This is a genomic window from Pseudomonas alkylphenolica, assembly GCF_000746525.1.
Classification (GTDB): Bacteria; Pseudomonadota; Gammaproteobacteria; order Pseudomonadales; family Pseudomonadaceae; genus Aquipseudomonas; species Aquipseudomonas alkylphenolica.
In genome coordinates this window covers 4,606,351-4,626,461 of the sequence record NZ_CP009048.1, presented here as the reverse complement: position 1 = coordinate 4,626,461, position 20,111 = coordinate 4,606,351, and the positions used below count along the sequence as shown (strand labels likewise).

The 20,111-nt window shown below is 57.3% G+C and carries 17 protein-coding genes; 14 read left to right on the top strand and 3 right to left on the bottom strand.

Annotation, left to right across the window (positions count from 1 at the left end; translation table 11 throughout):
- The first annotated feature begins 373 nt into the window (after positions 1–373).
- The 9 genes from PSAKL28_RS21190 to PSAKL28_RS21150 all read left to right on the top strand — a co-directional run bounded on the left by PSAKL28_RS21190 (position 374) and on the right by PSAKL28_RS21150 (position 11,647).
- Positions 374–2,389, top strand: a complete 2,016-nt coding sequence (locus tag PSAKL28_RS21190) for a type VI secretion system Vgr family protein (protein WP_038614248.1) — start codon at positions 374–376, stop codon at positions 2,387–2,389.
- Positions 2,386–3,264 carry a DUF4123 domain-containing protein gene (locus PSAKL28_RS21185; RefSeq protein ID WP_038614246.1) on the top strand — a complete coding sequence of 293 codons (879 nt, stop codon included), beginning with the start codon at positions 2,386–2,388 and terminating at the stop codon, positions 3,262–3,264. Before PSAKL28_RS21190 ends, PSAKL28_RS21185 begins: the two co-directional genes overlap by 4 nt.
- Positions 3,264–6,746: a T6SS effector BTH_I2691 family protein gene (locus PSAKL28_RS21180; RefSeq protein ID WP_038614244.1), complete on the top strand. Its 3,483-nt coding sequence runs from the start codon at positions 3,264–3,266 to the stop codon at positions 6,744–6,746. Before PSAKL28_RS21185 ends, PSAKL28_RS21180 begins: the two co-directional genes overlap by 1 nt.
- 8 nt (positions 6,747–6,754) lie before the next feature.
- A complete protein-coding gene (locus PSAKL28_RS21175; protein ID WP_038614242.1) occupies positions 6,755–7,501 on the top strand; it encodes a hypothetical protein in 747 nt (248 codons plus the stop codon).
- Between the two features lie 40 nt (positions 7,502–7,541).
- The gene (locus PSAKL28_RS21170) at positions 7,542–8,078 is read left to right on the top strand and encodes a hypothetical protein (RefSeq protein WP_038614240.1); all 537 of its coding nucleotides are present in this window, start codon (positions 7,542–7,544) and stop codon (positions 8,076–8,078) included.
- 5 nt (positions 8,079–8,083) lie between these two features.
- Complete coding sequence (locus tag PSAKL28_RS21165; protein WP_038614237.1) at positions 8,084–8,833, top strand: hypothetical protein; 750 nt, start codon at positions 8,084–8,086, stop codon at positions 8,831–8,833.
- Between the two features lie 100 nt (positions 8,834–8,933).
- Complete coding sequence (locus PSAKL28_RS21160) at positions 8,934–9,410, top strand: hypothetical protein (protein ID WP_157687062.1); 477 nt, start codon at positions 8,934–8,936, stop codon at positions 9,408–9,410.
- Positions 9,411–9,418: 8 nt separating this feature from the next.
- Positions 9,419–10,174 carry a hypothetical protein gene (locus tag PSAKL28_RS21155; protein WP_038614232.1) on the top strand — a complete coding sequence of 252 codons (756 nt, stop codon included), beginning with the start codon at positions 9,419–9,421 and terminating at the stop codon, positions 10,172–10,174.
- A 720-nt stretch (positions 10,175–10,894) separates the two neighbouring features.
- Positions 10,895–11,647, top strand: a complete 753-nt coding sequence (locus tag PSAKL28_RS21150) for a hypothetical protein (RefSeq protein ID WP_038614229.1) — start codon at positions 10,895–10,897, stop codon at positions 11,645–11,647.
- 22 nt (positions 11,648–11,669) lie between these two features.
- Here the strand turns inward: PSAKL28_RS21150 and PSAKL28_RS21145 are convergent, their stop codons facing one another.
- From PSAKL28_RS21145 to PSAKL28_RS21135, 3 genes are read right to left on the bottom strand one after another with little or no spacing between them, the layout of a single operon-like run.
- Positions 11,670–12,494, bottom strand: a complete 825-nt coding sequence (locus PSAKL28_RS21145) for a M23 family metallopeptidase (RefSeq protein ID WP_038614227.1) — start codon at positions 12,492–12,494, stop codon at positions 11,670–11,672.
- Positions 12,495–12,497: 3 nt separating this feature from the next.
- A complete protein-coding gene (gene xseA / locus PSAKL28_RS21140; RefSeq protein WP_038614224.1) occupies positions 12,498–13,877 on the bottom strand; it encodes an exodeoxyribonuclease VII large subunit in 1,380 nt (459 codons plus the stop codon).
- 54 nt (positions 13,878–13,931) lie between these two features.
- Positions 13,932–14,876 (bottom strand): LysR family transcriptional regulator, encoded by a 945-nt coding sequence (locus PSAKL28_RS21135; RefSeq protein ID WP_051939510.1) that lies wholly within the window; start codon positions 14,874–14,876, stop codon positions 13,932–13,934.
- Positions 14,877–14,978: 102 nt separating this feature from the next.
- On the opposite strand from PSAKL28_RS21135, the gene PSAKL28_RS21130 reads away from it, so the two are divergent.
- From PSAKL28_RS21130 to PSAKL28_RS21110, 5 genes are all read left to right on the top strand, one after another.
- Positions 14,979–15,761, top strand: a complete 783-nt coding sequence (locus PSAKL28_RS21130; RefSeq protein ID WP_038614221.1) for a sulfite exporter TauE/SafE family protein — start codon at positions 14,979–14,981, stop codon at positions 15,759–15,761.
- 18 nt (positions 15,762–15,779) lie between these two features.
- Positions 15,780–16,337: a sugar ABC transporter ATPase gene (locus tag PSAKL28_RS21125; RefSeq protein WP_038614219.1), complete on the top strand. Its 558-nt coding sequence runs from the start codon at positions 15,780–15,782 to the stop codon at positions 16,335–16,337.
- An 86-nt stretch (positions 16,338–16,423) separates the two neighbouring features.
- Complete coding sequence (guaB, locus tag PSAKL28_RS21120; RefSeq protein WP_038614216.1) at positions 16,424–17,893, top strand: IMP dehydrogenase; 1,470 nt, start codon at positions 16,424–16,426, stop codon at positions 17,891–17,893.
- A gap of 79 nt (positions 17,894–17,972) precedes the next feature.
- A complete protein-coding gene (gene guaA, locus PSAKL28_RS21115) occupies positions 17,973–19,550 on the top strand; it encodes a glutamine-hydrolyzing GMP synthase (protein WP_038614213.1) in 1,578 nt (525 codons plus the stop codon).
- A gap of 177 nt (positions 19,551–19,727) precedes the next feature.
- Positions 19,728–20,090: a YcgJ family protein gene (locus PSAKL28_RS21110; protein WP_257011823.1), complete on the top strand. Its 363-nt coding sequence runs from the start codon at positions 19,728–19,730 to the stop codon at positions 20,088–20,090.
- Positions 20,091–20,111: the final 21 nt, after the last annotated feature.

Genomic DNA, 20,111 nt, shown 5'->3' with positions numbered 1-20,111 from the left:
TCAACCCTAACCAGTGGGGTTAAAGATGGCAAGCCTTGAGAGAAAATTGAGATAAATGCTTAAAAAATTACAATTGTCGAAATTTTATGGCGGAAATTTAACGAGGATGCCGATATTTTTGCGTGATGCTGCTCGCCTGGGAGATTCGCTATCAGCGCAGTATTCGCGAAACCAGCCACCCGGTAGGAGCGGGCTTGCCCCGCGAGCTTTTTGCCCCCGCCAACTGAAGACCAGAAAATACAGATGCAGTTTAGGAAGCGTCTGACATCAAATTTTTTTCGCTCTTGGTAGCCTTTCCGGGTGTTTACGCCCGTTCAAGCGCGATATCGCTTGGGCATTGCGTGGTCTCTCTCCTCCGTTTAAGGACAAACGCATGTTCGCACCGACCAATAGCGTGCAGTTCGAATTACTTATCCCCATGGTTCGCAATGATTTCAAGGTCCTGGCGTTTGACGGCACGGAAGCCATCAGCGCGTTGTACGCGATCCACATTGAACTGGTCAGCGAGTACCCCGACCTCGATCTTGAGAGTCTGCTCAGTCAGCCGGCGTTTCTGCGCTTCGGATTGAACGGTGAAGGGCTGCATGGCCGCATCGAAGACGTTCGGGTGGAGGAGCCCGGTACACGCCTGACCCGCTATCGGCTGACCCTGGTGCCAGCGCTGTACTACTTGCAGTTCAGCCACAACCAGCGGATTTTCCAGCACCTTACGGTGCCGCAGATTATCGCTCAGGTGCTCCAGGGCCATGGCATCCAGGCCGATGCCTATAGCTTTCATGTCAGCCCCCGGCCGGTGCGCGAATACTGCACGCAGTATGGGGAGGATGACCTCAGCTTCATCATGAGGCTGTGCAGTGAAGAAGGCATTGCCTGGCATCACCAGCACAGCCCGGACGGTCATCGGCTGGTGTTCACCGACGATCAGGTCTTTTTTCCCAAACTGGGGGCAACCCCCTATCAGCAAGGCGCCGGTCTGGTGGCCGATCACCCGGTCATCAGCCAGTTCTCCCAGCGCTTCAGCACCCGGACCACTACCGTCACCCGCCGAGACTACGACCTCAAGCGCCCAAGCCGGTTAGTGGAGAGCCACTCCACTGCCGAGTTCAAGCCGGCGCTTGAGGATTACCACTACCCCGCGCTGATCGAAACCGAAGAACGCGGCAAGCAGCTTGCCCGTCGGGCCCTGGAACGGCACCGTAGTGACTACCAGTTGGCCGAAGGCAAAAGCGATCAGCCGAGCCTGCGCAGCGGTCATTTCTTCGACCTGTGCGAACACCCGCGCAAAGCGAGCAACGACTTGTGGCTATTGCTCAGCGTAAGCCACAAAGGCAAACAGCCGCAGGTGCTTGAGGAATCAGTTGCCAACGACGACCAGCCCGAAGACGGCTTCAGCCAGGGCTACCGCAACAGCTTCAGCGCTATCCCCTGGGACGTGTTCTACCGGCCACCGCTGGTCACCCGAAAATCGGTGCTGGTCAGCCAGACCGCTCGGGTCACCGGACCTGAGGGCGAAGAAATCTTCTGCGATGAGCATGGCCGGGTCAAAGTCGAGTTCCATTGGGACCGTGCCGAGCTGAACAGTGACAAGAGCAGTTGCTGGCTGCGGGTTTCATCCAGCTGGGCCGGGGAGGGCTTCGGCGCGGTGACCATCCCGCGCATCGGCATGGAAGTGGTGGTGACCTACCTTGAGGGCAATCCTGACCGGCCGTTGATCACCGGCTGTGTGCCGAACACGCGCACGGCGGTGCCGTACCCGTTGCCCGCAAACAAAACCAAAACCGTGTTGCGCAGCCACAGTTCGCCCGCCAGTGGCGGCTACAACGAACTGTCGGTTGAAGACCGGGCCGGGCAGGAAAAAATCTACCTGCGTGCCCAGCGTGACCTGGAGCAAAAAATCGAAAACGACAGCCGGCTGGAAGTCGGCAATGAACGCCGGGAAACCATCAAGGGCAACAGCATTGCGGTGCTGGAGGCAGAAGACCAGCGCACCGTGACGGCGGATCGCAAGGTCGAGCTCAAGGCCAACGATTACCTGCAAATCGCCAGCAGCAGCCACACCCGGGTCGGGCAAACGCTGGTGATCGAGGCCGGTCAGCAAGTGCACCTCAAGGCGGGCCGCGAAGTCGTGCTGGACGCTGGGGGCAGCATCAGCTTGAAAGGCGGAGGTCAGCATATCGTCGTAGGCCCAGGCGGCATCTTCAGCAGTAGCGAGATTCAAATCGGTGGTGCGCCCATTGCCGGAACCGCAGCGGCGCCGGAGTTGCCCGGCATGCTCGAAGGATTATCGACGCCACCGCCACTCGCGCTTGTGTCGCAGAGCAAGGCACTGATGCGGCCTGAGCCATGGTGTGAAGTGTGTGAACAGGCTGCGGAGGAAACTAACCAGTGAGTAGCGTCTTCCAAGCCAATTACCTATTGGTCGATGGTGTCTTGCGTCCCAATGCGCTGGCGAGTCTTTACGCCCTCGCAGAGCGGGTTGAAATCGAACCGCTGTACCTGGGAACCCGCTGGACGGAACTGAAACACCTTGGCCCGCTATTGGTGGCGATTGACGGTTCATCCAGTCTGATCGACGAAACCTGCCAACGTGCTACCGGGCAGGCCGACGCCAGCCTTTTGTACAGCCCTGCACCGATAATCGCCGTAGCCGATCATCTGCGTCGCTTCATCGCGCCATCAAATGTCCTTGGCAGCAAGGGGTTGCTGCGTTTTGCCGACCCCTTGGTGGCGCGTTACTGGCTAGGTAGTTATCAAGGTGCGCAGCGGGACGCAGTGCTGGGTCCGATCCAGGCCTGGCACCTGCCGCACAACCCTCATTCCTGGGAGCTTGCTGAGCCCGTCGAGTGGCACACAATCGCGCGCACAGCGCCGCCGCCCGAATGGGTGGATGAGTACGCTCGGTTGGGCGAAGCACAGATGCATGCGCTCGATCAGGCCGCACGCTGGCGCTTCATGGAGCGGCTGCACCATCGCTTTGAGCAAAGTCATCCTCAGCACCAGTCGCGCATCGACAAAAGCCAGTTATCCCGTTGGTTCGATGAGCGTCTGGACGAGGCCCAGGCCTGGGGCCTTGTCAGCGAGCGCAGCCTGGCGATCTGGGTTGAATACAGCCTGCGCTGGGGAGAGGGGTTTACCCAGCGCCCTCAAACGCCTTATCAGCACTGGCTGGCGCGCACCCCCGAGGCGCGCAAACTCGCCCCGGAGCTGCGTATCCAGCACATGGATAAGCAGTGCCTGCACCTCGACTTGAACAAGGACGCGTGATGAACCAGCCCGTGACAGAAGCCGAACTGAATCAGGCCCGGCGTAACCAGGAATTTACCGACGCGCCTATGGGCAGAGGCCAATGTGCCTTGCGGCACGCGCAGGTGGCGATTTTCCCGGTGCGTTATGCACTGGACGAATCACCGCTCGGCAAAGACAGCAACCAAGGGCCGAATCCACTGCCGGCCGGCTGGTCGAGCAGACTGCCCGAACTGCAGACCCGCAGCTACACCTTGCGTCAGTTACGCGATGGCTGGCTCTATGTGTGGAACAGTGTCGACCAGACCTTCCACGAATACCAGGTATCCGCTGAGCACTTCACGCGTCACACGTGGACGGAAAGTCAACTGAACCAGGATGTTCGTCACAACCCAGGCGAAAGCCATCCCTACCTGCTGTATCCCCGCCGCAGCCAACTGCGTATCGCTTACTCACCGGTGCAATGGACCTGGCGCCTGTGCGAGCTGATGCGCAGCAGCGCCACTGAACAACGCCAATGGATGCGCACCCTCGATCTGCCAGCGTTTTGCGCCAGCGGCAAAGCCGAGCACGGCGGCTCAATTACCGAACTGGGCAACAGCGTGGCGGATATTCTCGTCTACGGCGCAACAGCGCCAAGCTTCACCAGCACGCTGCTGCCGACCAGCGCCAGCGAGCCTGGTCTGCCGTACAAACCGGCGTTCGAAGAGGCGTTGGTGCGCGGCAGGGTCCCGGAACAGGACACGGCGCTGTTTATCGCCCTGGATGATCCGCTAGCCATCGTCGATGACCTGAGCATGAACCTGAGCGGCCGGCTCCTGGAGCAGAGTCAGTTTGAAAACCTGCATCAGCACACACTGGAAAGCGCCGTTGCCGTCGAGCGCTTGTGTGGTTTTGATACCGATGCGTTTATCCCGGACTCGATCAAGGACCCATTTCAACGCCAAGCCTACATCGACGACCTGTACCGCCTGCTGAAAACCATGGATAAAGTCGAGCGCGGCAAGGACCTGGTCACAGCCGATCAGGAGTACTTGGTGATGATGGGTGCCGGCCCGGAAATAGATGCCGCCCAAGCCCAGTTTAAAGCCCGATGGGGGCAACTGCCCGCTCAAGGCGATTGGCAGGCAGCCCTCGAAGAGTGGAAGGCCAAGCGTCTTTGGCGCGAGGACGTGCGCTTTGATGAAGCACAGCAGTACCTGAGTCAGACCACGGCCCAGGCTCAACGGCTCCAGGACCATTGCCAGCGTAGCGAAACTGATCTGCTCACCTGGCTTGAGCGCCTTGGCCCCGGCGCAGAAGCTGTTTATCACGACGCCTGCAACGTCGACCAATCCAGCCAACTGCTGGAGACCGCTCACGCGCTTTACACCCTGCTGGGCAATGGATCGAAGGGACAGCAGTGGTTGTGCAAGGAGGCTGAGCGACCGAGCAGCCTGTTCGGCCTGGCGCTGTTCAACTTCAACCCGCAAGTGGCGACCTTGATCAAAACGGTGTCGCACAACTTCACCACCTACGGAACACTTGACGATCAGGGCCTCGAAGGAGATGGCAGCTCACCGGCGCTGACCCCGACCTCAGCGGGCGATGCCACGAGCCTGGCCACCCGGGCCAATGAGCTCAAAGCGGTCTTCGACCTGGAGAGCTTGCAGAACAGCAAGCACTACCAGGCCATGAGTAGTGCCGCCAAACAAGCCTTGAGCACCTTGGTCAATGTCGCCAACCACCAGGCCCGGGACGCCTGGCACGGGCTGAACGGCATGTTGATGCCGGCCATGAAGCAGCAAATCGGATTTACCCTCGCGGCCACCCAGGTGTTGATCTCCACTGAAATTTCCAGCGCCACCCAGCTGCTGGTCAATCCGACCTACGCACGCGATTACCAGGTCTGGCTGCTGCAAGTGAAAACCGTGGCCAACAAAATTTCCGGCACCCAACGCGTGTTGCAACGGCCCAATACACTTTACGACCAACGCGCCGCGCGCATCGCTCTGCAAACCCTTGAAGAGCAGATGAAAACGCTGTTTTTGCAACGTCCCAATCAGATCATCGCCAAAGCGACTGGCACTACGCGCCTGGATGCTAGTCTGGGGCAAGTCAATAGCTGGCTCGCCGACCTGGGGCAGGCTGAGGTGACGGCGCAATTGAAAGTGGCAGGTACTCATGAGTACCTGAAGCGCACCAGAGCCTGGATGGGGCAGAACCTGGGCAATGCCCTGCCTGCCTTGTTGGTCGGTCTGAACGCGTGGAACGTTTGGAATACGGCCAGGCAGGCGCAGAACGATGGTCGCTTTACGGCGGATGAATGGCGCACGTTGGGAGCGAACTCCGCGTATGCAGCCAATGCCATTGCGGCGCTGTGGGTTGGGCCGGTTTGGAGTCGGGCGGGGGGGATGGCTACGGAGCTAAGTAACAGAACTCTGAAAGTTGCTGAGGCCGGATACTCTAAATGGTTGGGGCAAGCCAAAACCGCTTCCGCGGGTAGTGCAAAGGCTGCGGTGGCAAAGGAGTTCGCGAAGACTTCGAAAAGTCTGATATTGCGCACGGTGACGTGGGCAGCGTTGGGGGCTGTTGCTGCCGGGCTTGAGGCTTGGCAAATTTCTGAAGACGTTGGTGGCGCCACGAGCGAGGAAGAGAAAGCGCTGCTTTGGGCAAAGTTCGGTGTGGTTTTCGGAATGTCTTTTGCGGCAACGACCCAACTAGTCGGCGCAGGCCTTGGCTATTGGTTTGGTTTCGCGTGGGTAATGTCGACGCCAGTGACAATTATCTTAGCGCTCCTCGGCATTGCCTATTTGATGGTCACCATGGCCGCCAACCGCTTCAAACGCGAGGGGCTGCGTTTGTGGTTGTACCGTTGCACTTGGGGACGTGGGACAACACCTGAATGGCTGGGGGATGAAGGCCATCGCGAACAGATGAATACTTTGATGGAGACTCTGCAACGACCCACTGTAGTGGGCAGAGCCTTGTATCATGGCGGTGGCAGTACTCCGAGAAAATGGCTGGGCTTCTGGTTGCAAATTCAGGTGCCTACAGCGTTGGCGGGTAAAGAACTGGTCTTGCAACCGGCAATAGTCCAGAGGCGCTATTTTCTAGAAGACGAACTAAGCGTCGCGGGCAATAGCTTTTACGACCAGTTTCTCTATGGCAATTGGGTCGACCCGAGGTTACTCGGAGAGCTGCCTAGCGCGCCAGGAAGTAAAACCAGCCTAACGGATTTCACTCACACTGACGAAGAACCATATCGTCTTTGGCAAGTCTGGGTCGATAGTCGGACCGACAGCCCGACCCTTGAACTGGAGATTAAATATCCGGCTGGTGTGCGGCAGCGATCAGATCGTCGCGGTTACATGTTTCGAATGCCCTTGGAATGGGCAACAAATGAAGCCGATCGAATCAATAATGCGTTGGGCAGTGAGCTGATGGAGAAAGATGGCGTCGTGTTGCTCAACAAAAATACAAAACTACTAAAATTGGCCGTCCCAGGTTCAACTAAGCGATGAGTGCAGCAATGTTTGGCTTCAATAAAAATCTTGATCTGCCGACGCGGCTTCAGTGGAAATTTGCGCATGAGCCCGAATTGTTGGGCTGGACAATTCGAGCGCGTAACTACAATACGTTTGTAGCTAATTGCATGTTTTTATTTATGGCTGTATTGATTTTTGGTGGTGCACTCATAATGTATTCAGTGTATGAGGGGATGAGTCAGCCTTGGCGAACATTGTCTTGCGTTTTCTATTGCATGCTTACGTTGTTTGTAGTTTTATCCATGACCCATCAGCGGATGAATTTCGCCTTTCGTTTTAGTAAGTCCGGGATGGAACATTGCAAGTGGAAAGATTTTCCGAAATGGGCCCTGACATTCTTGAAGTGGCTTACTGGGATAACGGCAATTTTTTTTGTTTTCATGGCAACCATTGATCCATCATTCTTGCTTGGCGCGCTGATAGAGCCTGGTGGTCTGGGCTTGACATATCTCTCGATGGCACACTCAAAGAGCTACCAGGCAATGCATACCCACTACCACCACTATGCATTTGAGTGGGAAGAGTTCACTCAACTAGCCGTTGTTACCAATAGGGAGATCGTCGATTTAAAATACAGCGTAATCCAAGAAGGAGATGATCATATAACCAATGGGGGTATTAATATATTTTGCAAGAGGAAGCAGAAAGAGAAAGTAGCTGAATTTATTAAGCCTTATCTGTCTCCAGGTGTACCGTGCATCGAAACCAAGGCTGACGTTCCACAGTACTAATGGAGGAGACGCAGCAACGACCACTGTAGTAGGAAACGCTTTGTATTGCGGTGGTGGCAGCACCCCGAAAAAGTGCCTGGGGTTTTGGGTACAAATCCAGGTGCCGGCAGCGCTGGCGGGCAAAGAGCTGACCTTGCAACCGGCAATCGTCGAGCAGCGCTATTTCTCTAAAGATCGGCTGTATGCCACGGAGAATAACGTTTACGACCAGTTTCTTGATGGCAATTGGGTCGATCCGAAGCAGCTCGGAGAGTTGCCCGGCGGACCCGTATATAACCTTCGCCCAGCGGATTTCACTTACACCCAGAAAGATCAACACCGTCTTTGGCAAGTCTGGATTGACAGCCCAGCGGACAATCCGATCCTTGAACTGGAGGTTAAATATCCGCGCGACGTGCGGCAGCGGTCAGACGGCCGCGGCTACATGTTCCGACTGGCGCTGGAATGGGCAGCGAACGAGGCTGATCGAGTCAACAGTACATCTGGCAGTGAACTGATGGAAAAAGATGGCATCGTGCTGACACACAACAGCACTGAGCTATTAACGTTACCAGTCCCCAATTTAAGTAATAGTTGAGTGCTATGATTTTTAAATTTTATAAGCCCCTTGATCTACCGCCGCAGCTTGAGTGGAAATTTGCGCATGAGTCTGAATTATTGGCTTGGACGATTCGGGCGCGTAATTACAATACTTTTGTGGCTAATAGCATGTTTTTATTTATGGCTATATTGATATTGGGTGGTGCTTTTATTATGTATTCGGTGTATGAGGGGATGGGGCAGCCTTGGCGAATATTATCTTGTGTTTTCTTTTATGTTCTTATGTTGTCTGTGGTTTCTTCCATGACCCATCAGCAAATAAATTGCGCTTATCGTTTTAGTAAGTCGGGGCTGGAACATTGTGAGTGGAAGGATTTCCCCAAATGGGCCCTGACATTTTTGAAATGGCTTGCAGGGATAACGGCTGTTTTTTTTGTTTTCATGGCAACCATTGATCCGTCGTTCTTGCTTGGTGCAGTGATAGGTCCTGGTGGAGTGGGTTTGACATATCTTTCGATGGCATGCTCAAAGAACTATCGGGAAATGCATACCCAATACCATTGCTATGCATTTAAGTGGGAAGAACTTACGCAGCTCGCTGTTGTTACTAATAGAGAGATCGTTGAATTTAAATATAGTGTTATTCAGGAGGGGCGTGATCATATAACCGTTGGGGGGGTTAATATTTTCTGTAGAAGGAAGCAAAAAGAAAAAGTAGCTGAATTTATTAAGCCTTATCTGTCTCCAGGTGTGCCGTGCATCGAAACCAAGGCTGACGTTCCACAGTACTAATGGAGGAGACGCAGCAACGGCCACTGTAGTAGGGAACGCTTTGTATTGCGGTGGTGGCAGCACCCCGAAAAAGTGCCTGGGGTTTTGGGTACAAATCCAGGTGCCGGCAGCGCTGGCGGGCAAAGAGCTGACCTTGCAACCGGCAATCGTCGAGCAGCGCTATTTTTCTAAAGATCGGCTGTATGCCACGGAGAATAACGTTTACGACCAGTTTCTTGATGGCAACTGGGTCGATCCGAAGCAGCTCGGAGAGTTGCCCGGCGGACCCGTATATAAACTTCGCCCGGCGGATTTCACTTACACCCAGAAAGATCAACACCGTCTTTGGCAAGTCTGGATTGACAGCCCAGCGGACAATCCGATCCTTGAGTTGGAGATTAAATACCCGCGCGACGTGCGGCAGCGGTCAGATGGCCGCGGTTACATGTTCAGACTGGCACTGGAATGGGCCGTGAACGAGGCCGATCGTGCCAATAATATGTTTAACAATGAACTGATGAAAAAGGATGGAATCGTGCTGACCCACACAAGCACTGAGCTATTTAATTTACCCGTCCCCAACTCAAGCGCTCGTTGAGTCATATAATGTTTAACCTTAATAAAGCCCTTGAGCTGCCGTCGCAGCTTGAGTGGAAATTTTCGCATGAGCCTGAATTAATGGCTTGGACGATCCGGGCGCGTAACTACAATACGTTTGTGGCGAATGGTATGTTTGCGTTTATGCTAGTCGTAATAATGGGTTGGGCGTATTTTTTCTACTCAACTTCAGCGTCGGGTGAGCCTTCTTTTTCACGGTTATTGGTGAGTATATGTTTTTACATAGTATGCGCGTCCGTAATCTCTACTATGACCCATCAGCGAATGAATTTCGCTTTTCGCTTCACGAAGTCCGGCGTGGAGTATTGCAAGTGGAAAGATTTTCCCGAGTGGGCTCTGACTTTTTTGAAGTGGCTTGCAGGGATAACGGCGATTGTTTTTATTTTTATGGCGACTATTGATCCGTCGTTTTTGCTTGGTGCGTTGATAGGTCCTGGTGGTGTGGGTTTGACGTATCTCTCGATGGCGTACTCAAAGAACTATCGGGAAATGCATACGTACTACCATCACTATGCATTTAAGTGGGAAGAATTTACGCAGCTGGCCATTGCTACCAATCGAGAGGTTGTCGATTTGAAATACACCATCACTATGGATGGGGATGACTTTGAAACCAATTGGAGTCTTAATGTATTTTGCAAGCGAAAGACAAAAGAAAAGGTGGCGGAACTTATCAGGTCTTATCTGTCTCCAGGTGTGCCTTTCATTAAGGCAAAAGTTAATGTTCCGCTCAGCACCGATTGATGGTTGAGTGTTCATGGGCCCCCGACCGCTTCAAGCGTGAGGGACTGCGGTTGTGGTTGTATCGTTGTAACTGGGGGCGCGGGGCAACCCCCGAATGGTTGGGCAATGATGGGCATCTCAAGCAGATGACCTCTTTGATGGAGACGTTGCAACGACCCACGGTAATGGGAAGAGCTCTGTATTACGGTGGTGGCAGTACCCCGAGAAAATAGCTGGGCTTCTGGGTACTAATCCAGGTGCCGGCAGCGCTGGCGGGCAAAGAGCTGACCTTGCAACCGGCAATAGTCCAGAGGCGCTATTTTTTAGAAGACGAACTAAGCGTCGCGGGCAATAGCTTTTACGACCAGTTTCTCTATGGCAACTGGATCGACCGAAGTTACTCGGAGAGCTGCCTAGCGCGCCAGGAAGTAAAACCAGCCTAACGGATTTCACTCACACTGACGAAGAACCATATCGTCTTTGGCAAGTCTGGGTCGATAGTCGGACCGACAGCCCGACCCTTGAACTGGAGATTAAATATCCGGCTGGTGTGCGGCAGCGATCAGATCGTCGCGGTTACATGTTTCGAATGCCCTTGGAATGGGCAACAAATGAAGCCGATCGAATCAATAATGCGTTGGGCAGTGAGCTGATGGAGAAAGATGGCGTCGTGTTGCTCAACAAAAATACAAAACTACTAAAATTGGCCGTCCCAGGTTCAACTAAGCGATGAGTGCAGCAATGTTTGGCTTCAATAAAAATCTTGATCTGCCGACGCGGCTTCAGTGGAAATTTGCGCATGAGCCCGAATTGTTGGGCTGGACAATTCGAGCGCGTAACTACAATACGTTTGTAGCTAATTGCATGTTTGTGGTTGTGGCTGTGCTGTTGTTAGGGGTTTCATTTATCATGTACTCGGTGTATGAGGGCATGAGTCAGCCTTGGCGAACGTTGTCTTGCGTTTTCTTTTATGTGCTTATGTTGTCTGTAACTTCATCTATGACCCATCAGCGGATGAATTTCGCCTTTCGTTTTACTCAATCTGGAGTGGAGTGTTGTGAATGGAAAGACTTTCCCGAATGGGCGCTGACATTCTTGAAGTGGCTTGCAGGGGTAACGGCTATTTTTTTCATTTTCATGGCGACCATTGACCCGTCTTTCTTGCTCGGCGCGTTGATAGGGCCCGGCGGACTAGGTTTGACGTACCTCTCGATGGCTTACTCAAAAAACTATCGGGAAATGCACACCCAATATCATCATCTAATATATGAGTGGAGGGATTTTACGCAGCTCGCCGTTGCAACAAACAGAGATGTCGTGGACTTGAAGTTCACTCATTTCGATCAGCGTCTTGGTCGAGTGGTAAGTTGGAGCTTGAATATTTTTTGCAAGCGAAAGCAAAAAGAAGCTGTAGCTGAGGTTATTCGTCCTTATTTGTCACCGGGCGTACCGTTCATCAAGGCCAAAGTCAACGTCCCACTCAGCACTGACTGAAGGTTTGGTATGCCGCCAAGCGTCAGGGCTGGAACGCCCCGATGAAAATCGCCGGATCCACCCGCGCATCATTGAGGCTGACGTTCCAGTGCATATGCGGGCCGGTTGCCCGACCGGTTGCGCCTACCCGCCCGACCACTGCGCCGCGACTGAGCTGCTGGCCTGGCTTCACATCGATTTTCGACATATGGCAGAACATGCTGATAAAGCCCTGGCCATGGTCGACGAACACGGTGTTGCCGTTGAAGAAATAGTTACCCACCAGAATCACTTTGCCGTTGGCCGGGGTCTTGATCGGCGTGCCGGCAGGCACGGCGAAATCCAGGCCGGCATGCGGATTGCGCTCTTCACCATTGAAGAAGCGGCGCACGCCGAACTTGCTTGACAGCGGGCCATTGACCGGTTTGTCGAGGATCAGGTTGCTCGGCAAGTTCGGGCTGAAGCTGCGGTAGGCCTTGATCTGCTCGGCAAGCTCGGCATCGATGCGCTTGAGGTCGGCCGGGTCGGGGTTGACCTGACGCTTGTTCTTCAAGGTGATGCGTTGCTCCGGATACTTCTTGCTGCCGACGTTGAAGGTCAGCGTGCGCGTGCCCTGGGTGAGCTGCGCCTGGCCAGGTTTCTGTGTCAGCGGTAGACCGACGATGGCCAGCCAGTTGTCCTGTTCCTTGACCACCAGCACCGGTTTGCCGTCAAAGCGCGCGCTCGGTGCCTGGGCTGCGGGGCCGAGGTCAACGACCGCGACGCCACCGGGTACCGGCTTGTTCAATTGACGGGTGATGTAGCTGGCCTGGGCGCTGCTGGCGAACATCAGGCACAGCAGCAACAGCGGGGCAAACAGACGGGGCATGGTTCAGTCCAGTAGTGAAAGCGTGACCGGAGTCAGGTGGTTGTCTTCGACCCGCACTTGCAACTCGCCTTCGCCCAGGCGTGCGCTCAGGCGCTGGCCGTTGTGGGTCTGGGCGGCGCTGCGGATCGCCTGGCCGCGCTCATCGAGGAGAATGCTGTAGCCGCGCCCCAGGGTTGCCAGGGGGCTGACCACGTGAAGGGTCTGGACCTGCGCCTGCAAGCGCTGGCGGCGGTCTTTGAGGGTTTCGCGCATGGCGCGCGGCAAGCGTTCGGCGAGGCTGTCCAGGCGCTGCTTGAGCAGGGCCAGGGTGCGTCCCGGGTGTTGCGCGGCCAGGCGCGTGTCGAGCCGCGCGAGACGTTCGCGGCGCTGGTTCAGGCGCTGTTCGAAGGCGCGGCGCAGGCGCATGTCGAGGTCGTCCAGGCGCTGGGCCTGCTGGCGCAGACGCTCGCCAGGGTGGCGCAGACGTCCAGTCAGGCTGTCCAGGCGCAGGCGGTCGTGCGTCAGGCGGCTCTGCATGCGCAGCAGCAGACGCCGTTTCAGGCTGTCGATGCGTCGCTGCAGGTCGCTGCTGTCCGGGGCCAGTAACTCGGCGGCGGCCGAAGGCGTTGGTGCGCGAACGTCAGCGACAAAGTCACTGATCGAGACATCGGTTTCATGGCCGACGGCGCTGACAATCGGCGTCACACAGGCAGCGATAGCCCGGGCTACCGCTTCTTCGTTGAAGCACCAGAGGTCTTCCAGCGAGCCACCGCCACGGGCCAGGATCAGCGCATCGAAACCGCGGCTGTCGGCCAGTTGCAGGGCGCGTACGATCTGGTTGATTGCCTCGCGGCCTTGTACGGCGGTGGGGATCAGTGTCAGTTCAACCTGCGGGGCACGACGGCGGAACACGCTGATGATGTCGCGGATCACCGCGCCGGTAGGCGAGCTGACAATGCCAATACGTTGCGGGTGGGCGGGCAGGGCAACCTTGTTTTCGGCGCTGAACAGGCCTTCGGCACCGAGTTTCTCCTTGAGTGCTTCGAACGCCAGGCGCAGCGCGCCATCGCCGGCAGGTTCGACGGTGTCGAGGATCAGTTGATAGTCGCCACGGCCTTCGAACAGCGAGACCTTGCCGCGCACCTTGACCGCCAGGCCGTCGCGCAGGGCCTGGCGAACCCGCAGGGCGTTCTGCCGGAACAGTGCACAGCGCACCTGGGCACCGCTGTCCTTGAGGGTGAAATAGACATGACCGGAAGCCGGGCGGGCGAGGTTGGAAATCTCGCCTTCGACCCAGACATTGCGGAACACGTCTTCAAGCAGCACCCGGGCGCGGCCGTTGAGCTGGCTGACGGTCAGGACTTCGCGGTCCAGGCCGAGTCTTTCGAAAGGGTCTTTGATCATGGGGCAGCATCATAAAGGATTGTGGTGTCGGGGTGGCAGTGGTGCTGTGAGTCTTCAATCGCGGGGCAAGCCCGCTCCCACAGGCTCTCCACACTCGGTGGGAGCGGGCTTGCCCCGCGATGCGGTCATGTGATCTACAAACTGCCGCACCAAAGCCCCGGCATTCTGGCGATAGGCCAACGCCACCGTACTGCTGCACCCTTCATCCGTCAGGGCAATGAATCGCAGTGAAGGCGGGGCAATCTCCTGCATGCACTGCGGCAACAAAGCCACACCAAAACCTGCCTGGATCAACTGCAACTGAGTTGTCTTGCGCGATACGACCCGTGCAGCTTTCGGAAAGAATCCTGCCCCCATGCACAGCTCTGCAGACAGGTAGCTCAAGCCGCCGCGCTGGCGATGGGGGATGGAAATAAAGGCCTCGTCACGCAACTGCGCCAGGCAAACGCTGGCTTCCCTGGCCAGCGGATGATTTTCGGCAACCGCCAGCAACAAGGGCTCCTCAAACAGCGGTTGCACACAAAGCCCTTCATGCTGGCGCAGCACCGGCAAGCGCAGCAGGCCGATTTCCAGGCGGTCTTCGGCCAGCTCTGCAAGCTGAGCCTCGGAAGACTGCTGGGCGATTTCCATGGCAACGCCCGGATACTCATGCAGATAGCCACTGAGCCGGGTCAACAGCTGCCCGGTCAACGGCACCGTGCTCGAATGATTCAGGCGCAGACTGCCACGTACGCCCTGGCCGACATCCCGGGCCAGGCGTTGGGCTTTCTCCAGGTCCACCAGCAAGGTGCGGGCCCTCGGCAAGAAGGCCTGGCCGGCAGCCGTAAGGCGCGGCTGGCGAGCGGTGCGTTCGAACAGCAAGGTCTCAAGCTGCGCCTCCAGCTCCTTGATCTGCCGGCTCAGGGCCGACTGGGCAATGAACAGGCGCTCGGCGGCGGCGCTGAAACTGCCGCTTTCGGCGATTTCGACGAAGTATCGCAACTGACGGGTGGAGATCATTGGTGATATGCCGTTTCAAGATGGCTAGTGGCGTAATTGCATATTAGTCGGCATGGCTTGGCGCTGGCTAAAGTTTCCACACATTCACTGTTGGCGACCGCCATGCTCTCGACTCTGTTTGCCCAAATACCGTTCACCGCTTTCGACTGGCTGCCGATCCTGCTCGGCGTCGGCGCCGCCTATATCGTCTTTGGTATCGCCGGCTTCGGCACGGCACTGGTCGCCGGACCGGTGCTGATCAACTTCATGCCGTTGTCGCGGATCATCCCGTTGCTGGTGTTGCTGGATTTTGTCGCCGCTTTCGGCAACTGGCTGCCGGCGCGCAAGGCGGTGGCCCGCGCGGAATTGCTCCGCCTGCTGCCGTGTATGGCGCTGGGCTGCACTCTCGGTGTGGTGTTTCTGCTCAACCTCAAGTCCGACCTGTTGTTGCTGCTGATGGGCCTGTTTATCAGCGCCTATGCCCTGTACAGCCTGGCGGTGAAAATCAGGCCGGCACAGCTCTCGGCCTCCTGGTCGGTACCGATGGGAACCGTGGGCGGTTTGTTCGGTGCCCTGTTCGGCAGCGGCGGCTTTCTCTATGCCATCTATCTCAACGCCCGGCTGCCCTCCAAGGAGCAGGCGCGGGCGACCCAAAGCGCACTGATCAGCTGCAGTACCGTGGTGCGCCTGAGCCTGTTCCTGATTGCCGGGGTGTATGCCGACCTGCCGCTGTTGTTGCTGGCGCTGTGCTTGCTGCCGATGATGCTGATCGGGCTGTACCTGGGCCGGCGCCTGACCCTGAACATGTCGCGGGACGCCTTCGTGCGTCTGGTCACCTGGCTGGTGCTGGCCAGCGGCATTGCCCTGATCGGTCGCTACCTGAGTACGGTAAACTGGCAGCTTTGAGCATGTTTGGCTGCCGTCATGATTACCCAGAGCATCATTGTCCCGAAAATCTCCACCGTTCCTGTGCATGAGCCGCGCGCGCGGGCAATCCTGCGCTGGCTGGTGCGCGAGAAGATCATCGAGGAGCAACTGAGCACCTGCGGCAGCACCGGCAACCGTATGGCTTACGCCATCGCCGAAGGTGCGCGCAAAGTCGTCGAGCGCCCCGAGCTACTGCCGTTCGGGCAGGCGATCAATGGCCTGGAAGTGATTACCAAGCGTTGCATCTACACACCCCTCGACGATTTTCTCGAAGAGGCGGGCTGCGCCGAATGTCGCCGCGAGGTGGGCGTGGCGCTGTTTGAAAGCCTCGAGGAGTGGATGCCCGGGCAGACCGACAATTTCATTTGCCCGCTGTGCGGCCATGAAGACGACATCAACGGCTTCCTGTTCCTGCAGCCCTGTGCGTTTTCCAACCTGGGTTTCATCTTCAATAACTGGGGCGCGGCGGGATTCAAGCAGGCTTTTCTCGATGACTTTGCCGACTGGCTGGATCAGCCGGTGGCCGTGGTGCAGGTAAAGCGCAGCGGTAACTGACCGAAGGACCGATCTTTGCATTGAGTGAAGGGCTCTGGATGAGTATAATGGCGCGCTTCCATTTTTCCCGCCCGGGAGCCCCCGCGATGCTGCGTATCAGCCAAGAAGCCCTGACCTTCGACGACATTCTCCTAGTGCCTGGTTATTCAGAGGTGCTACCCAATGAAGTCAGTCTCAAGACCCGTTTGACCCGTGGCATCGAGCTGAATATTCCGTTGGTTTCCGCCGCCATGGATACCGTGACCGAAGCCCGTCTGGCCATTGCCATGGCCCAGGAAGGCGGCATCGGCATCATCCACAAGAACATGACCATCGAGCAGCAAGCTGCCGAAGTGCGCAAGGTCAAGAAGTTCGAGGCCGGCGTGGTCAAGGACCCGATCACCATCGAGGCCGATGCCACGGTACGTGATCTGCTCGACCTGACCCGCCTGAACAACATCTCCGGCGTTCCGGTGCTGCACAATGGCGACCTGGTCGGCATTGTCACCTCCCGCGACATCCGTTTTGAAAACCGTCTGGATGCCACTGTCCGTGAAGTGATGACGCCTAAAGAGCGCCTGGTCACGGTCATGGAAGGCGCCGACAAGAACGAAGCGCGCGAACTGCTGCACAAACACCGCATCGAGCGCGTGCTGATCGTCGACGACAAATTCGCCCTCAAGGGCATGATGACCGTCAACGACATCGAAAAAGCCAAGGCCTACCCGCTGGCCAGCAAGGACGACCAGGGTCGTCTGCGCGTTGGTGCTGCGGTCGGTACCGGCAAAGACACCGGTGATCGCGTTTCTGCACTGGTTGCTGCCGGCGTTGACGTGGTAGTGGTCGACACCGCTCACGGTCACTCCAAAGGCGTGATCGATCGCGTTCGCTGGGTCAAAGAGAACTTCCCGCAGGTTCAGGTCATCGGTGGCAACATCGCTACCGGCGCTGCTGCCAAGGCCCTGGCCGAAGCCGGCGCTGACGCGGTCAAGGTCGGGATCGGCCCTGGCTCGATCTGCACCACCCGTATCGTCGCCGGTGTCGGCGTGCCGCAGATCAGCGCCATCGCCAATGTCGCCGCGGCCCTTGAAGGCACTGGTATCCCGTTGATCGCCGACGGTGGCATCCGCTTCTCCGGTGACCTGTCCAAGGCCATCGTGGCCGGTGCTTCGGCGGTGATGATGGGCTCGATGTTCGCCGGTACCGAAGAGGCACCAGGCGAGATCGAACTGTTCCAGGGCCGTTCCTACAAGGCTTACCGCGGCATGGGCTCGCTGGGCGCCATGTCCCAGGCCCAGGGCTCCTCGGACCGTTACTTCCAGGACTCCTCGGCCGGTGCCGAGAAGCTGGTGCCGGAAGGTATCGAAGGTCGCGTGCCGTACAAGGGCACCCTGACCGCGATCATCCACCAGTTGATGGGTGGCCTGCGTTCCTCGATGGGTTACACCGGCAGCGCCAACATCGAAGAGATGCGCACCAAGCCTGAGTTCGTGCGTATCACCGGTGCCGGCATGGCCGAGTCCCACGTGCATGACGTACAGATCACCAAAGAAGCGCCAAACTACCGCGTAGGTTGATGCTTCTGGCAACACTTGCAAGCGGGGCTGTTATCGACAGCCCCGCGTCGTTTCCGATTACCACTGACGAGATTGAGTCATGGCCCTCGACATTCACGCTCACCGCATCCTGATCCTCGACTTCGGTTCCCAGTACACCCAGCTGATCGCCCGCCGCGTCCGCGAAATCGGCGTGTACTGCGAACTGCACCCGTTCGACATGGACGATGAAGCGATTCGCGAATTCGCCCCGCGCGGCATCATCCTGGCCGGCGGCCCCGAGTCCGTGCATGAAGCCGACAGCCCGCGCGCGCCGCAGGCCGTCTGGGACCTGGGTGTGCCGGTATTCGGCATCTGCTACGGCATGCAGACCATGGCCGAGCAACTGGGTGGCAAGGTTGAAGGTTCCGAGCTGCGCGAATTCGGTTATGCCCGCGTTGATGTAGTCGGCAAGAGCCGCCTGCTCGATGGTATCGAAGACCACGTCGATGCTGACGGCGTACTCGGCCTGGACGTATGGATGAGCCACGGTGACAAGGTCACCCGCATCCCGGAAGAATTCCACATCCTCGCCAGCACCCCGAGCTGCCCGATCGCCGGCATGGCCGACGACACCCGCGGCTACTACGGCGTGCAGTTCCACCCGGAAGTGACCCACACCAAGCAGGGTGGTCGTATCCTCTCGCGCTTCATCCTCGACGTTTGCGGCTGCGAAGCCCTGTGGACGCCGTCGAAAATCGCCGAAGACGCGATTGCCCAGGTGCGTGCCCAGGTCGGTACCGACAACGTCCTGCTCGGCCTGTCCGGCGGCGTCGACTCCTCGGTTGTAGCCGCGCTGCTGCACAAGGCCATCGGCGACCAGCTGACCTGCGTTTTCGTCGACAACGGCCTGCTGCGTCTGCACGAAGGTGAGCAAGTGATGGCCATGTTCGCCGAGAACATGGGCGTCAAGGTGATTCGCGCCAATGCCGAAGATCAGTTCCTGAACAACCTGGCTGGCGAAGCGGACCCTGAGAAAAAGCGCAAGATCATCGGCCGCACCTTCATCGACGTGTTCGATGCCGAGTCGAACAAGCTTGAGAACATCAAGTACCTGGCGCAGGGCACCATCTACCCTGACGTGATCGAGTCGGCTGGCGCCAAGAGCGGTAAGGCCCACGTGATCAAGTCGCACCACAACGTGGGTGGACTGCCGGAAGAGATGAACCTCAAGCTGGTCGAGCCGCTGCGCGAGCTGTTCAAGGACGAGGTCCGTCGCCTCGGTCTGGAGCTGGGCCTGCCGTACGACATGGTCTACCGTCACCCGTTCCCGGGCCCGGGCCTGGGTGTGCGCATCCTCGGTGAAGTGAAGAAGGAATACGCCGACCTGCTGCGTCGTGCCGACCATATCTTCATCGAAGAACTGCGCAAGGCCGACTGGTACCACAAGGTCAGCCAGGCTTTCGTGGTGTTCCAGCCGGTGAAATCGGTGGGTGTGGTCGGTGACGGCCGTCGTTACGCCTGGGTCGTGGCCCTGCGTGCGGTAGAAACCATCGACTTCATGACCGCACGTTGGGCGCACCTGCCTTACGAGCTGCTGGAGACTGTCAGCGGCCGGATCATCAACGAGATCGAAGGCATCTCGCGCGTTACTTACGACGTGTCGAGCAAGCCGCCAGCAACGATCGAGTGGGAATGATTGGCTGTCCGGCACTGACCGGCACCGAGTAGCAAGAAACACCCTGAAGCCCGCGTAATCGCGGGCTTTTTTCATCTCCAGCCTGGCGCGATCCCATGCGCCGGGAACATTCCATCGCAACTGACGGTCATTGTCAGGCGTGTTGGCACGCTCACTCACTTAAACGGGGTTATCCGATTGAACTCGAAATTTATTCCGTTCTCTCTGGCCATGCTGCTTGCCGCATCCGTAATACCTGCACAGGCGCAGCAAAAGGTTGCCCTCAAATCGCCTGAGCCGGGCGTGCTGTGCGACCGTTACCTGTGTGTCGACGGTAAGAGCGGCGTTTCCCGCGAATTGACCGAGAAACATCTTGGCAAGAAAACCGCGACCAAGCTGTTTTCACAAGGCGACTTCGACCCGACCCAGTTCACCTTTGCCAATGGTATTTTCTGCGACGTCAAAGAGCGGTTGTGCCGTGAGGATCGCTATTACGGTGTGGACGGCGAGCGCAGCGGGAAAGTCTCTGAGAAATACACGAAGCTGCTATTTGTCCACTAGGCCGCAAGCAACACCCCAAAG

Bases quoted from the DNA above. Each gene is read 5' to 3' on its own strand.
- PSAKL28_RS21165 (WP_038614237.1), top strand. From the start codon at position 8,084: ATGATTTTTAAATTTTATAAGCCCCTTGATCTACCGCCGCAGCTTGAG.
- PSAKL28_RS21180 (WP_038614244.1), top strand. From the start codon at position 3,264: ATGAACCAGCCCGTGACAGAAGCCGAACTGAATCAGGCCCGGCGTAAC.
- PSAKL28_RS21150 (WP_038614229.1), top strand. From the start codon at position 10,895: ATGTTTGGCTTCAATAAAAATCTTGATCTGCCGACGCGGCTTCAGTGG.
- guaB (WP_038614216.1), top strand. From the start codon at position 16,424: ATGCTGCGTATCAGCCAAGAAGCCCTGACCTTCGACGACATTCTCCTA.
- PSAKL28_RS21125 (WP_038614219.1), top strand. From the start codon at position 15,780: ATGATTACCCAGAGCATCATTGTCCCGAAAATCTCCACCGTTCCTGTG.
- xseA (WP_038614224.1), bottom strand. From the start codon at position 13,877: ATGATCAAAGACCCTTTCGAAAGACTCGGCCTGGACCGCGAAGTCCTG.
- PSAKL28_RS21145 (WP_038614227.1), bottom strand. From the start codon at position 12,494: ATGCCCCGTCTGTTTGCCCCGCTGTTGCTGCTGTGCCTGATGTTCGCC.
- PSAKL28_RS21135 (WP_051939510.1), bottom strand. From the start codon at position 14,876: ATGATCTCCACCCGTCAGTTGCGATACTTCGTCGAAATCGCCGAAAGC.
- guaA (WP_038614213.1), top strand. From the start codon at position 17,973: ATGGCCCTCGACATTCACGCTCACCGCATCCTGATCCTCGACTTCGGT.
- PSAKL28_RS21175 (WP_038614242.1), top strand. From the start codon at position 6,755: ATGTTTGGCTTCAATAAAAATCTTGATCTGCCGACGCGGCTTCAGTGG.
- PSAKL28_RS21190 (WP_038614248.1), top strand. From the start codon at position 374: ATGTTCGCACCGACCAATAGCGTGCAGTTCGAATTACTTATCCCCATG.
- PSAKL28_RS21130 (WP_038614221.1), top strand. From the start codon at position 14,979: ATGCTCTCGACTCTGTTTGCCCAAATACCGTTCACCGCTTTCGACTGG.
- PSAKL28_RS21155 (WP_038614232.1), top strand. From the start codon at position 9,419: ATGTTTAACCTTAATAAAGCCCTTGAGCTGCCGTCGCAGCTTGAGTGG.